A 14502-nucleotide genomic window follows, 5' to 3' on the forward strand; every position below is an offset into this window, starting at 1 on the left:
GCGATCGGAGTGCAGAGTGTCGTGGTCGGTGAGGGGTTTTGCTATGCTGATGGCAACGCAAAATATGGAGAGCGGGAATGACACAAGGTGCAGTGAAAACACCCGGTAAACGTTCGCAGGCGGTCAGTGCGAAGAAGCAGGCCATCCTGAGTGCGGCGCTGGAGACCTTTTCGCAGTTTGGTATTCATGGCACGCGTCTTGAGCAGGTGGCAGAACAGGCCGGGGTGTCGAAAACGAATCTGCTCTACTACTATCCGTCGAAAGAGGCGCTTTATATTGCGGTGATGCAACAGATCCTCGATATCTGGCTGGCGCCGCTCAAGGCGTTTCGCGAAGAGCTTGCCCCGCTGGTGGCGATCAGGGAGTACATTCGCCTGAAGCTGGAGGTGTCGCGTGATTATCCGCAGGCGTCACGGCTGTTCTGCCTGGAGATGCTGCAGGGCGCACCGCTGTTGCAGGCGGAACTGACCGGGGATTTAAAACAGCTGGTTGACGAGAAATCGGCCATTATTGCCGGATGGGTGGCGGGCGGGAAGCTGGCTCCAGTTGACCCGCATCATCTGATCTTTATGATTTGGGCCTCCACTCAGCATTACGCTGACTTTGCGGCCCAGGTTGAAGCGGTGACCGGTAAAACGCTCCAGGATGAGGCGTTTTTCCACAGCACGCTGGAAAACGTTCAGCAGATGATCATTGAAGGGATCCGCGTGCGTTAGTTTCCCGGTGGAAGAGGGCAGCTTAAATCGCCCTCTTCACACTGCATCAGTGAGGCAAGAAACGCTTCACGCTCAACGGTTTTTTCGTTCAGGCACTGGCTGATGATCATCGGCTGGACGCTGCCTCCCTCAGTACCCGACCCGATAAAGTTGCAGTCGGCATCGCGCAGGGCAATCCACGCCTGCTGTGCCTTTTTCAGAAGCTCACGCTGTGGGGCTTCTGCGCGTTTGATGGCAGCCTGATACGTCTGATTCAGTTTTTTATCGGCTGCCTGGTACTGCTGCGCCGTACAGGTGTTCATTTCAAGCTGGGTGGTCGCATTTGCGCATTCTTCTGCCAGCGCGTTCGCGCTCAGCAGCAATGCAGCCCCCGCGATCAGATATCTTTTCATCATCCCCTCCATGTAAAAAAGCCGGATGCGCTGTGCTTATCCGGCCCTGGGTTTTTTTGTCACCCCGGTAAGCGTAGTGCCACCGGGGATATTTTACACGATTAACCGATTGTCATCAGGCTCGCGTTACCGCCCGCCGCCGCGGTGTTCACGCTGAGCGAGCGCTCCACGTACAGACGTTCCAGCAGCAGATTGGTTTCGCCGCGGGCAAAGCCCTGCACCGAAACAATCGCACCGCTGCGGGCCGCCACCTGCTCGCACAGTTCGCGCAGCTGGTCGGAATCACCGTGATAGATAACGGCATCAAACGGCTGAGTCAGCAGAGCATCGGGCTTCGCAAAATGAATGCGGGCAGAGACCGCTTTCGGCAGCTGTTTCGCGAGGTCACGATGCAGTGCATCTTCCGGCCACAGCACTTCACAACCGGTTGCAGCAGCAGCGGCCAGCTGAACCAGCGCATCCTGCTCGTTGTCCGCCACGCACAGCACACGCTCGCGCGGCATCAGCGTCCAGGTGTTGCGCTCACCGGTTGGCCCCGGCAGCAGGCGCTGCGTACCCGCCTGCGCCAGTTCGCCATACTGCTGTGCGACAGCGCGCAGTTCCGGGCGTTTTTCTGCCCACGTGATGAGCGCTTCAAGCGGCTGTGTCAGCACGGCCTTCAGCTGCGCGTCCACCGGACGTTCGGCATCCTGACGTGCCAGCGTCACGCCGAGCGCATTGTCCGGACGGTTTGCCAGCAGACGGTACAGGTAGAGTGGACCACCGGCTTTTGGACCGGTACCTGACAGACCTTCACCGCCGAACGGCTGTACGCCCACTACCGCGCCGACCATGTTACGGTTGACGTACAGGTTGCCTACTTTAGCGCTGCCGGTCACCTGAGCGATGGTCTCATCGATGCGGGTATGCACGCCGAGGGTCAGGCCATAGCCGGAGGCGTTAATCTGTTCAATCAGCTCGTTGAGGTTGTTACGGTTGTAGCGCACCACGTGCAATACCGGGCCAAAGACCTCTTTTTTCAGCTCGTCGAAGCTGGCCAGTTCAATCAGCGTTGGCGGCACAAAGGTGCCGGTCTGCCACTCGCGGGCATCCTCGCTGTTTTCACGCACGGCCTGGAAGACCGGACGGCCTTTGGCGCGCATGGTCTGAATGTGGTTTTCGATATTTGCTTTGGCTTCCGCGTCGATAACCGGCCCGATATCGGTCGTGAGACGGCCCGGGTTACCCATGCGGCATTCGGCCATCGCGCCGCGCAGCATCTTCAGCGTGTGGTCTGCCACGTCATCCTGCAGACACAGCACGCGCAGGGCGGAACAGCGCTGGCCCGCGCTGTCGAAGGCGGAGGCGAGAACATCGACCACCACCTGCTCGGTGAGCGCGGAGGAGTCGACGATCATGGCGTTCATGCCGCCGGTTTCAGCGATGAGCGGCGTTGGACGCCCCTGTGCATCAAGACGGGTGGCGATATTGCGCTGCAGCAGGGAGGCCACTTCAGTCGAGCCGGTAAACATCACGCCGCGCACTCGGTTATCGGCGGTCAGTTTCGCCCCGACCGTTTCACCGCGGCCCGGCAACAGCTGTACGACACCCGCAGGCACGCCCGCTTCCAGCAGAATGTTAATACCCTGAGCGGCAATCAGCGGGGTCTGCTCCGCCGGTTTTGCCAGCACGCTGTTGCCTGCGGCAAGTGCGGCGGCAATCTGGCCGGTGAAGATCGCCAGCGGGAAGTTCCACGGACTGATACACACCACCGGACCGAGAGGACGGTGGGTTTCGTTATCGAAATCATCACGAACCTGGCCTGCGTAGTAGTGCAGGAAGTCGACCGCTTCACGAACTTCGGCAATGGCGTTGCTGAAGGTTTTACCTGCTTCGCGCACCAGGATCCCGATGAGCGACTGCATCTGGTCTTCCATCAGCACCGCAGCACGTTCCAGAATGGCGCCACGCTCTTGCGGCGGCGTCGCGAACCAGATTGGCGCGTTATTCACCGCGCTGTCCAGCGCCTGATCCACTTCTGCTTCGGTTGCTTCACGCACGTAGCCGACGATATCTTTTGGCTCCGCCGGGTTAATCACGGGCTGCATTTCGCCATCAGCGACGGGCTGCTCCAGAATCGGTTTGGCCTGCCATTTCTGCAGCGCGCTGTTGAGCAGGGCGGAGGAGAGGGAGGCCAGACGGTGTTCGTTCGCCAGGTCCAGGCCCGCGGAGTTCACACGACCTTTGCCGTACAGTTCGCGCGGCAGCGGGATCTTCGGATGCGGCAGGCCAATCTGACCTTCCTGGGCCGCCATCTTCTCAACCGCCTGCACCGGATCGGCAACCAGCTCGTCAAGCGGCAGGGTGGTATCGGCGATACGGTTAACGAAGGAGGTGTTCGCCCCGTTCTCCAGCAGACGACGCACCAGGTACGCCAGCAGGGTTTCATGGGTGCCCACCGGGGCATAAATACGGCACGGACGGTTCAGTTTGCCATCCGCCACTTTACCGGTGACCTGCTCGTACAGCGGTTCACCCATGCCGTGCAGGCACTGGAACTCATACTGACCCGGATAGTAGTTCTGTCCGGCCAGGCTGTAGATGGCCGCCAGGGTGTGGGCGTTATGGGTGGCAAACTGCGGGTAAATCAGGTTCGGCACGCCGAGCAGTTTTTTCGCGCAGGCAAGGTACGAGACATCGGTGTAAACCTTGCGGGTATAGACCGGATAGCCTTCCAGACCTTCCATCTGGGCGCGTTTAATTTCGCTGTCCCAGTAGGCGCCTTTTACCAGGCGGATCATCAGGCGACGGCGGCTGCGGCTTGCCAGGTCAATCAGGTAATCAATCACGAACGGACAACGTTTCTGATACGCCTGGATAACGAAACCAATTCCGTTCCAGCCTGCCAGTTCCGGCTCGAAGCACAGTTTTTCCAGCAGATCGAGGGAGATCTCCAGGCGGTCGGCCTCTTCGGCATCGATGTTGATACCGATGTCGTACTGGCGCGCCAGCAGGGTCAGGGATTTCAGGCGCGGATAGAGCTCTTCCATCACCCGGTCGTACTGCGCACGGCTGTAGCGCGGATGCAGGGCCGAGAGCTTGATGGAGATCCCCGGGCCTTCATAAATACCGCGACCGTTTGACGCTTTACCAATGGCGTGAATCGCCTGCTGGTAAGAGACCATATAAGCCTGCGCGTCGGCGGCGGTCAGCGCCGCTTCACCCAGCATGTCGTAAGAGTAGCGGAAACCTTTATCTTCGAGCTTACGGGCGTTGGCCAGCGCTTCCGCGATGGTTTCGCCGGTAACAAACTGCTCGCCCATCAGGCGCATCGCCATATCCACGCCTTTGCGGATCAGCGGTTCACCGCTCTTGCCGATGATGCGGTTCAGGGAGCGAGAGAGGTTGGCTTCGTTATGAGTCGAGACCAGTCGGCCGGTAAACAGCAGGCCCCAGGTCGCCGCGTTGACGAACAGCGACGGGCTGCGGCCAATGTGTGACTGCCAGTTACCGTTGCTGATTTTGTCGCGGATCAGTGCGTCACGGGTGGCTTTGTCAGGAATACGCAACAACGCTTCCGCCAGACACATCAGCGCTACGCCCTCCTGAGAGGAGAGGGAAAACTCCTGCAGCAGACCCTGTACCATTCCGGCGCGGCCGGTGGCATTTTTCTGGTTACGCAGTTTGTCGGCAAGCTGATACGCCAGGCTGTGCGCCTGAGAGGCAATGGCTTCTGGCAGACGGGCCTGCTCCAGCAGCATCGGTACGGCGTCGGTTTCGGCACGACGGTAAGCACCGGTAATGGCGGCGCGACTGACCGACTGAGGCAGGATCTGCTCGGCGAATTCAAGGAACGGCTGATGGTTTTCGTCAGCAGCGGCGGAAACCTCATCACTTTCATTGGCTGCACCCGCCAGCAGCGCGGGCAGCTCTGGCAGCCCCTCATCGCTTTCGAGTCTTTCGAGGTAGTTAAAAATCGCCTGCTTGATTAGCCAGTGCGGCGTGCGGTCAATGCGGGTTGCTGCGGTCTTAATCCGTTCGCGGGTTGCGTCATCCAGCTTAACCCCCATGGTGGTCATACCCATGCCAAAGCTCCTGTTGTTCTGTCGTCGTGTGCTATTGATAGCGTGAAATATCCACCATGTTGCAACTTTGTGCAACCGTGTTAAATGTGACCTGGTTTGCAACCCAGAAAATGAATGGATTGTTAAGAGATGGTTAGCTGGAAAAAAGTGCTGGCTTCTGGATGAGAGGCCTGTTTTTATGCGGGACTTAACACTTTTAAAAGGTGCAACCCGTAAAAGCGTGAGCGAGTGCAACCTATACGAAAGACGTATAAAACCAGGGATGAATTTGATGTAAATGCAGTGTTAAATCGTTTGTGTGCGAGCACTGCTTACGGCAGGATACGCGCGGCCAACAGAAACACATACACACATCACTACGTTCCGGTGATGACATAACAAGGCAACCCGGACGGTTGTCGCTCGACATTTTGGAGAATTTGAATGGCAATTAGCACACCGATGCTGGTGACATTTCTCGTTTATATATTTGGCATGATCCTGATAGGGTTTTTGGCATGGCGTTCAACAAAGAACTTTGACGACTACATTCTGGGCGGGCGTAGCTTAGGGCCGATGGTCACCGCACTCTCTGCGGGCGCGTCCGACATGAGCGGCTGGCTGCTGATGGGGCTGCCGGGGGCGATTTTCATCTCCGGTATATCTGAAAGCTGGATCGCCATTGGCCTGACCGTCGGGGCATGGATCAACTGGAAGCTGGTTGCAGGCCGTCTGCGCGTGCATACCGAAGCCAACAACAATGCGTTGACCCTGCCGGATTACTTCACCGGACGCTTTGAAGATAACAGCCGCGTGCTGCGCATTATCTCTGCGCTGGTTATCCTCGTGTTCTTCACCATCTATTGTGCCTCTGGCATTGTGGCCGGTGCGCGCCTGTTCGAAAGCACCTTCGGCATGAGCTATGAAACGGCGTTGTGGGCCGGTGCTGCGGCAACCATTCTCTATACCTTCGTGGGCGGTTTCCTGGCCGTAAGCTGGACTGACACCGTGCAGGCGAGCCTGATGATCTTCGCTCTGATCCTGACGCCAGTCATTGTCATCTTCACCGTCGGCGGCTTTGCTGATTCGCTGGAAGTGATTAAGCAGAAGAGCATTGAAAACGTCGACATGCTGAAAGGGCTGAACTTTGTCGCCATCGTTTCTCTGATGGGCTGGGGTCTGGGCTACTTCGGTCAGCCGCACATTCTGGCGCGCTTCATGGCCGCTGACTCTCACCACACGATTGTTCATGCCCGTCGTATCAGTATGACGTGGATGATCCTCTGCCTGGCGGGTGCCTGTGCGGTTGGCTTCTTCGGCATCGCTTACTTCAACAATAACCCGGCGCAGGCAGGGGCAGTAAACCAGAATGCCGAGCGTGTGTTCATCGAACTGGCGGGCATTCTGTTCAACCCGTGGATTGCCGGTATTCTGCTCTCCGCGATCCTGGCGGCCGTGATGTCCACCCTGAGCTGCCAGCTGCTGGTCTGCTCGAGTGCAATCACCGAAGACCTCTACAAAGCGTTCCTGCGTAAAGATGCGAGCCAGAAAGAGCTGGTATGGGTGGGGCGTTTCATGGTGCTGGTGGTGGCCTTAATTGCCATTGCACTGGCGGCAAACCCTGAGAACCGCGTGCTGGGCCTGGTGAGCTACGCGTGGGCGGGCTTTGGTGCGGCGTTTGGTCCGGTGGTGCTCTTCTCGGTGCTGTGGTCGCGCATGACCCGCAACGGCGCGCTGGCGGGGATGATTATCGGTGCGCTTACCGTTATCGTCTGGAAGCAGTTCGCCTGGCTCGGTCTGTACGAAATTATCCCGGGCTTCATCTTCGGCAGTATCGGCATTGTGGTGTTCAGCCTGCTGGGTAAAGCGCCTTCTGCCTCAATGCAGAAACGTTTTGCTGAAGCAGACGCACACTATCACACTGCACCGCCGTCTAAGCTGCAGGCTGAGTAATCTTTTTCGCTGATAGATAGGCCGGGTAAGCGCGCGCGCTACCCGGCTTTTTTCTTGCCAAAATCCGCAATTTACGATGATATCGCTGTGCTTATAACAATGAGGATAGCGAAGCATGACAATCAAAACAGGGGTAATGGCAGCGGCATTATTGATGCTGGCGGGCTGCAGTGTGCCGTCGCAACACGCGGCGATGGAGACCTGCAAAGCAGATAACCAGATGCAGCAAACCACGCTCTATTTCGGGCTAAACCGTCCCGCAGGGGCGCAAATCACCACCGGCGAGTGGCAGCAGTTCGTTGACCAGGACGTGACGCCGCGTTTTCGCGATGGCCTGACGGTCTTTGATGCGCGCGGGCAGTGGCTGGGTAACGATGGGAAAGTGGCGCGTGAACCGAGCAAGGCGCTTATGCTGATCCACGGTAAAGATGCGCAGAGCGAGAAGAATATTGAAGTGTTGCGCGGTATTTATAAATCACGCTTCGCGCAGGAGTCGGTGATGCGGGTCGATCAGCCGGTGTGCGTGCAGTTTTAATGAAAAACGGCGGGAGAACCCGCCGTTATCGCTTACAGCACCAGTCCTGCAAAGCTGGCGGACAGTAAACTGACCAGCGTCGCGCCATACACCAGACGTAAGCCAAAACGCGATACCACGTTCCCCTGTTGCTCGTTCAGGCCTTTGATCGCCCCGGCCACAATGCCGATAGAGGCAAAGTTAGCGAACGACACCAGGAAAACGGACAAAATGCCCAGTCCGCGTGGTGACATCTGATGCGCAATTTTTTGCAGCTCAATCATTGCCACAAATTCATTTGCGACCAGCTTGGTTGCCATAATACTGCCGGCATTCAACGCGTCGCTCAGCGGAATACCAACCAGCCATGCCAGCGGGTAAAATACATAGCCCAGGATCTGCTGGAAGCTCATACCAAATACGCTGGAGAAGAGGGCGTTAACGGCGCTAATAAGGGCAATAAAGCCAATCAGCATCGCCAGAATAATCATCGCCACTTTAAAACCGGCCAGAATATACTCGCCAAGCATTTCGAAGAAGCTCTGGGACTCGTGCAGCTTTTCAAGCTTGATGTCCGGCTCTGCTTCCGGGCGCGCCGGGTTGATAATGGAGAGAATAATAAAGGTGCTGAACATGTTCAGGATGAGCGCGGCAACGACAAATTTGGCGTCGAGCATGGTCATATAGGCACCGACAATCGACAGAGATACCGTCGACATGGCCGTGGCCGCCATGGTGAAGAGACGACGAGAGGAGAGGTCGCCCAGTACACCCTTGTAGGCAATAAAGTTTTCAGACTGTCCGAGGATCAGCGAGCTCACCGCGTTGAACGATTCCAGCTTACCCATGCCATTCAGTTTTGACAGCAGTGTCCCGATTACCCGAATAAAAATCGGCAGAATTCGCCAGTGCTGAAGAATACCAATCAGTGCGGAGATAAAAATAATCGGGCAGAGTACGCCGAGGAAAATGAACGCCAGTCCTTTTTCACCCATCCCGCCAAAGACGAAATTGGTGCCTTCAGCCGCGAATTTCAGCAGTGACTCAAAGAATCCCGAGACATATTTAATAATGAACAGCCCGCTTTCGGCATGAAGGAAAAAGAACGCCAGGGCTATTTCAATGACAATCAGCTGTAAGACAAAACGAATGCGAATTTTTCGGCGGTCGAAACTCACCAGCCAGGCAAGCGCAAGAATAATCACCAGCGCCAGCAGGAAATGGATAATGTTAAACATGGTTAATTTTCAGTTGGTTTTTGAGGCAGATATTTAGCCACAGCCCTGATTAACCGTAAATGGGCATTTTCGCTATAACTTATAAACTTAACGATAACGCCAGCAATTATTACCAGGCTGGGTGTTTACAACTCGTCATCAAAACAACACACATTTCGCTTGTTTTTCTTGCTGGCGTAATGATAATCACTATCACAAGAATTTACCTTTCTTTGCATCAGTTGACCGCGATAAACATTTAAGGTGTCGGCATGTTTGTTCCATTTCTCATTATGTTACGTGAAGGTCTCGAAGCGGCCCTCATCGTCAGCCTCATCGCCAGTTATCTGAAGCGAACCCAGCGTGGACGCTGGATCGGTGTCATGTGGATAGGGGTATTCCTCGCCGCAGCACTCTGTCTGGGCCTTGGCATTCTTATCAATGAAACCACCGGTGAGTTTCCCCAGAAAGAGCAAGAGTTGTTTGAAGGGATCGTGGCCGTTATTGCCGTGGTAATCCTCACCTGGATGGTGTTCTGGATGCGTAAAGTGTCCCGCAACGTGAAGGTGCAGCTGGAGCTGGCGGTGGATAACGCCCTGCAAAAGGGCAATAACCACGGCTGGGCGCTGATCATGATGGTCTTTTTCGCCGTGGCGCGGGAAGGGCTGGAGTCGGTTTTCTTCCTGCTGGCGGCATTTCAGCAGGATGTGGGGATCTGGCCACCGCTGGGTGCGATGCTGGGTCTGGCCACTGCGGTGGTGCTGGGCTTCCTGCTCTACTGGGGCGGCATTCGACTTAACCTGGGTGCGTTCTTTAAATGGACCAGCCTGTTTATTCTGCTGGTGGCTGCTGGGCTGGCGGCGGGGGCGATCCGCGCTTTCCACGAAGCGGGCCTGTGGAATCACTTCCAGGAAGTGGCGTTCGACCTCAGTAATGTGCTCTCAACGCACTCCCTGACCGGTACCTTGCTCGAAGGTATTTTTGGTTACCAGGAAACGCCGAGCGTCAGCGAAGTGGCGATGTACTTTATCTATTTGGTTCCGGCGCTGGTGCTGTTTGCCATGCCGCCGCGCACGGGCACTCAGACGTCGCGCGTTGCGCCGTAATCTGACTGCATTAGTTACAACATACTTTTAAAGGGAAGAGTCATGGCAATTCAGTTCCGTCGTAGTGCGTTATGCGCAGGCATTGCCGCGCTGTTCGCTTCAGCATTTTCCGCCTGGGGCGCGGATGTTCCGCAGGTCAAGGTTTCGGTCAATGATAAGCAGTGCGAGCCGATGACCATTACGGTCAACAGCGGCAAAACCCAGTTTATTATTCAGAACCACAGCCAGAAGGCGCTGGAGTGGGAAATCCTGAAAGGCGTCATGGTGGTGGAAGAGCGTGAAAATATCGCGCCGGGCTTTAGTCAGAAGATGACCGCCAACCTGCAGCCGGGTGAATATGAGATGACCTGTGGGCTGCTGACGAACCCTAAAGGCAAGCTTATCGTGAAGGGTGACGCCACGGCCGACGCCGGAAAAGGCACGGCCCTGTTGAGCCTGGGTGATGCGATTACTGCTTATAAAGCGTATGTCATCAAAGAGACGGCGGACCTGGCTACCGGTACCAAAGCCTTCACCGATGCAGTAAAAGCGGGCGATATCGCGAAAGCGAAATCCCTGTATGCGCCAACCCGTCAGCATTATGAGCGGATTGAGCCGATTGCCGAGTTGTTCTCTGACCTGGATGGCAGCATTGATGCCCGTGAAGATGATTTTGAGCAAAAAGCAGCCGACCCGAAATTTACCGGGTTCCACCGTCTGGAGAAAGCCCTGTTTGGCGATAACTCTCTCAAAGGGATGGATAAATATGCCAATCAGCTGAACAGTGACGTGCTTGAGCTGCAAAAACGCATCAGTGAGCTGGCCTTCCCGCCATCAAAAGTGGTGGGCGGTGCCGCGGGTCTGATTGAAGAAGTGGCGGCAAGTAAAATCAGCGGTGAAGAAGACCGTTACAGCCACACCGACCTGTGGGACTTCCAGGCCAACGTCGATGGCGCGCAGAAAATTGTCGATCTGCTGCGTCCTCAGTTGCAGAAAGATAACAGCGAACTGCTGGCGAAAGTGGATGCCAACTTCAAAAAAGTCGACACCATTCTGGCGAAGTACCGTACCAAAGACGGGTTTGAAACCTACGATAAACTGACCGATGCCGACCGTAACGTGCTGAAAGGCCCGATTACCACACTGGCGGAAGATCTCTCCCTGCTGCGTGGCGTACTGGGTCTGGATTAAGCACGATGAACAAGCAGAATGAACACGACGTGGTAGAACCTTCACGTCGTCGATTGTTAAAAGGAGTAGGGGCGCTGGGGGGCGCCCTTGCTCTGGCCGGAGGGTGCCCGGTGGTGCATGCGGCGAAACCGCAAAGTGCTCCAGGCACGCTGTCACCCAATGCACGCATGGAGACGCAGCCTTTTTATGGCGAGCATCAGTCGGGCATTCTGACGCCACAGCAGGCCTCCATGATGCTGGTGGCTTTTGATTCGCTGGCAAGCGATAAAGCCGATCTTGAGCGTTTGTTCCGCCTGCTGACGACGCGCATCGCGTTTCTCACCGCCGGTGGTCCGGCGCCGGACACGCCTAACCCGCGTCTGCCGCCGATGGATTCCGGTATCCTCGGGGCATTTATCGCTCCGGATAACCTGACGATAACCGTTTCGCTCGGTGAGTCGCTGTTTGATGCGCGCTACGGGCTGGCAAAACAGAAGCCAAAAGCGCTGCAGAAAATGACGCGTTTCCCGAATGACTCTCTGGATGCTGCTCTCTGCCATGGCGATCTGCTCCTGCAAATTTGCGCCAACACCCAGGATACGGTGATCCACGCGCTGCGCGACATCATTAAGCACACGCCGGACCTGCTGAGCGTTCGCTGGAAGCGGGAAGGGTTTATCTCTGACCATGCCGCCCGCAGCAAAGGGAAAGAGACGCCGGTTAACCTGCTGGGCTTTAAAGACGGCACGGCCAACCCGGACAGCCGTAATGATCCGCTCATGAAAGAGGTGGTCTGGGTGACGGCCGATCAGGGCGAGCCGGCATGGGCTGTGGGGGGAAGTTATCAGGCGGTGCGGATTATTCAGTTCCACGTGGAGTTCTGGGACCGTACGCCGCTCAAAGAGCAGCAGACGATTTTTGGCCGCGATAAACAGAGTGGCGCTCCGCTCGGGATGAAGAACGAGCATGATGTGCCTGACTACGCCAGCGATCCGAATGGCGATGTCATCGCACTGGACAGCCATATCCGCCTGGCTAATCCGCGTACCAAAGAGACACAATCCAGCCTGATGATGCGTCGGGGATATAGCTACTCACTTGGCGTAACCAACGCCGGCCAACTCGATATGGGGCTGCTGTTTGTCTGCTATCAGCACGACCTGGAGAAGGGCTTCCTGACCGTACAGAAACGCTTAAACGGGGAAGCGCTGGAAGAGTACATTAAACCCATCGGCGGCGGTTATTTCTTTGCCCTGCCTGGCGCACGCGATCGCAACGCCTATCTCGCTCAAGGGTTGATTGAAGCCTGATAATTGTCCCTGCGATAATTCGCGGGGACATTATTTTTTCATATGCCTGTCCTGCTGTTATATTTCTGTAATATTCCTGTATGAGACTGATTTCCACTGTAGGGACAGTCTTAAAGTTACGTTCAGGTAAAATAAATGTTGCATTTATGATAACTCCTGATGTACTTAAGATAAGACAGCGGTAGTTCCCGGCAGTGATGCTGAATCACTATGGAGATCGCGAATGGTTGCGTCCTGTACTGGACATGGTAAACACAACACCCGCAGCACCCGGCGCGGAGGCTCAGACTCCGGCAGCGATTTCCTCACCACAAAATTATCCCCCTCGACTCAAGAATCTCTTTCGACCGACGTGCAGAATGGTGCGCGTAGCCGTTCTGTTGCGTCATCCGGTAAAGCAAGCAATGGCTTACAAGGAAGCCAACCCTCTGATGTTCGTGCGCATAATCGTGCTGAAACTGGCACGTGTGATGAATACCAACAACTCAAGGTGCTATCCATGGGAAGACAAAAAGCAGTGATCAAAGCTCGTCGCGAAGCAAAACGTGTGCTGAGACGGGATTCACGTAGTCATAAACAGCGTGAAGAAGAATCGGTCACCTCGCTTGTGCAGATGAGTGGCGTAGAAGCAATTGGCATGGCCCGAGACAGCCGTGATAATTCTCCAATTGTGGCGCGCAATGAGGCTCAGGCGCACTACCTGAATGCTATCGAGAGTAAACAGCTCATCTTTGCAACCGGCGAAGCCGGATGCGGGAAAACGTGGATCAGTGCAGCCAAAGCGGCAGAGGCGCTGATCCATAAAGACGTGGAGAGAATTATTGTCACCCGTCCGGTACTGCAGGCTGATGAAGATCTTGGCTTCTTGCCCGGAGATATTTCAGAGAAGTTTGCCCCTTACTTCAGGCCCGTCTATGACGTGCTGGTGAAACGTCTGGGAGCATCCTTTATGCAGTACTGTCTGCGACCAGAGATTGGCAAGGTGGAAATCGCGCCGTTCGCTTATATGCGCGGACGTACATTTGAAAATGCGGTCGTCATTCTTGACGAGGCTCAGAACGTGACCGCAGCGCAAATGAAGATGTTTTTAACGCGCCTCGGGGAAAACGTGACGGTCATCGTCAATGGTGATATTACCCAGTGCGATCTGCCGTCGGGCGTGAAGTCCGGACTGAGCGACGCCATGTCACGTTTTGAGGAAGATGAGATGATTGGGGTGGTACGCTTCACGAAAGAAGACTGCGTGCGTTCAGCGCTCTGCCAGCGCACGCTGCAAGCGTACTATTGAGTTAGCCGTTGTGTTCAAGGCCCGGGAAACCGGGCTTTGTTTTTTGTGCAGGCGTCCTGTCCGGGGAAAATAAAAGAAAAAAGCCCGTACTTTCGTACGCGCTCTCATCTTAAATATGGCGGTGAGGGGGGATTGACTCGCTTCGCTCGCCCTGCGGGCAGCCTGTTCGCTGCGCGCTCAGTCTGTCCAACAGGCTGTCGCCAGTTGTCGAACCCCGGTCGGGGATTCTCATCCCCCCTGTCCGGAGGATATAAAAGAAAAAAGCCCGTACTTTCGTACGAGCTCTTATCTTGAATATGGCGGTGAGGGGGGGATTGACTCGCGTCGCTCGCCCTGCGGGCAGCCTGTTCGCTGCGCGCTCAGTCTGTCCAACTGGCTGTCGCCCGTTGTCGAACCCCGGTTGGGGATTCTCATCCCCCCCTGTCCGGGGGATATAAAAGAAAAAAGCCCGTACTTTCGTACGAGCTCTTATCTTGAAGATGGCGGTGAGGGGGGGATTGACTCGCTTCGCTCGCCCTGCGGGCAGCCTGTTCGCTGCGCTTTCAGTCTGTCCAACTGGCTGTCGCCAGTTGTCGAACCCCGGTCGGGGATTCTCATCCCCCCCTGTCCGGGGAATATAAAAGAAAAAAGCCCGTACTTTCGTACGAGCTCTTATCTTGAAGATGGCGGTGAGGGGGGGATTCGAACCCCCGATACGTTGCCGTATACACACTTTCCAGGCGTGCTCCTTCAGCCACTCGGACACCTCACCATATTGTTTTGCTGCCTGACCGCTTGGGGGGCAACGGGGCGCTACTATAGGGAGTTGCGCTAA

10 protein-coding genes, 1 tRNA gene and 2 other RNA genes are annotated in these 14502 nt (G+C 55.9%); 7 read left to right on the plus strand and 6 right to left on the minus strand.

The window, feature by feature from the left end:
• Positions 1–77: 77 nt before the first annotated feature.
• On the plus strand, positions 78–716 hold the full coding sequence (gene rutR, locus ACN9MQ_RS08025; protein ID WP_014169502.1) for an HTH-type transcriptional regulator RutR: 639 nt from the start codon (positions 78–80) through the stop codon (positions 714–716).
• On the opposite strand, the gene ACN9MQ_RS08030 is transcribed toward rutR, so the two are convergent.
• Together ACN9MQ_RS08030 and putA are read right to left on the minus strand one after the other, a co-directional pair.
• Positions 713–1108 (minus strand): lysozyme inhibitor LprI family protein, encoded by a 396-nt coding sequence (locus tag ACN9MQ_RS08030; protein ID WP_020884714.1) that lies wholly within the window; start codon positions 1106–1108, stop codon positions 713–715. The two genes, rutR and ACN9MQ_RS08030, sit on opposite strands and share 4 nt — an antisense overlap.
• Before the next feature lie 101 nt (positions 1109–1209).
• A complete protein-coding gene (gene putA / locus ACN9MQ_RS08035) occupies positions 1210–5172 on the minus strand; it encodes a trifunctional transcriptional regulator/proline dehydrogenase/L-glutamate gamma-semialdehyde dehydrogenase (RefSeq protein WP_063934352.1) in 3963 nt (1320 codons plus the stop codon).
• Positions 5173–5595: 423 nt separating this feature from the next.
• Here putA and putP point away from each other — a divergent pair, with 423 nt between their 5' ends.
• Complete coding sequence (gene putP / locus ACN9MQ_RS08040; protein WP_020884712.1) at positions 5596–7104, plus strand: sodium/proline symporter PutP; 1509 nt, start codon at positions 5596–5598, stop codon at positions 7102–7104.
• A 115-nt stretch (positions 7105–7219) separates the two neighbouring features.
• Positions 7220–7639, plus strand: coding sequence for a DUF3574 domain-containing protein (locus tag ACN9MQ_RS08045; protein ID WP_426021588.1), 420 nt, complete (start codon positions 7220–7222; stop codon positions 7637–7639).
• A 32-nt stretch (positions 7640–7671) separates the two neighbouring features.
• Here ACN9MQ_RS08045 and ACN9MQ_RS08050 read toward each other — a convergent pair whose 3' ends face one another.
• Positions 7672–8856: a NupC/NupG family nucleoside CNT transporter gene (locus ACN9MQ_RS08050; protein ID WP_014169507.1), complete on the minus strand. Its 1185-nt coding sequence runs from the start codon at positions 8854–8856 to the stop codon at positions 7672–7674.
• 251 nt (positions 8857–9107) lie between these two features.
• On the opposite strand from ACN9MQ_RS08050, the gene efeU reads away from it, so the two are divergent.
• The 4 genes from efeU (at position 9108) to phoH (ending at position 13688) form a co-directional block, all read left to right on the plus strand.
• A complete protein-coding gene (efeU, locus tag ACN9MQ_RS08055) occupies positions 9108–9941 on the plus strand; it encodes an iron uptake transporter permease EfeU (RefSeq protein ID WP_410392388.1) in 834 nt (277 codons plus the stop codon).
• 42 nt (positions 9942–9983) lie between these two features.
• On the plus strand, positions 9984–11111 hold the full coding sequence (gene efeO, locus ACN9MQ_RS08060; protein ID WP_426021589.1) for an iron uptake system protein EfeO: 1128 nt from the start codon (positions 9984–9986) through the stop codon (positions 11109–11111).
• A gap of 5 nt (positions 11112–11116) precedes the next feature.
• Positions 11117–12400, plus strand: coding sequence for an iron uptake transporter deferrochelatase/peroxidase subunit (efeB, locus tag ACN9MQ_RS08065; protein WP_163304477.1), 1284 nt, complete (start codon positions 11117–11119; stop codon positions 12398–12400).
• A 499-nt stretch (positions 12401–12899) separates the two neighbouring features.
• Positions 12900–13688, plus strand: a complete 789-nt coding sequence (gene phoH, locus ACN9MQ_RS08070; RefSeq protein ID WP_024908976.1) for a phosphate starvation-inducible protein PhoH — start codon at positions 12900–12902, stop codon at positions 13686–13688.
• A gap of 116 nt (positions 13689–13804) precedes the next feature.
• On the opposite strand, the gene ACN9MQ_RS08075 is transcribed toward phoH, so the two are convergent.
• From ACN9MQ_RS08075 to ACN9MQ_RS08085, 3 genes are all read right to left on the minus strand, one after another.
• Positions 13805–13940, minus strand: a non-coding RNA gene (locus ACN9MQ_RS08075) — RtT sRNA.
• Between the two features lie 228 nt (positions 13941–14168).
• Positions 14169–14306: non-coding RNA, RtT sRNA (locus tag ACN9MQ_RS08080), on the minus strand.
• Between the two features lie 45 nt (positions 14307–14351).
• A tRNA-Ser gene (locus ACN9MQ_RS08085) sits at positions 14352–14439 on the minus strand.
• Positions 14440–14502: the final 63 nt, after the last annotated feature.

Source organism: Enterobacter sp. R-25, from assembly GCF_049913205.1.
Lineage (GTDB): Bacteria > Pseudomonadota > Gammaproteobacteria > Enterobacterales > Enterobacteriaceae > Enterobacter > Enterobacter ludwigii.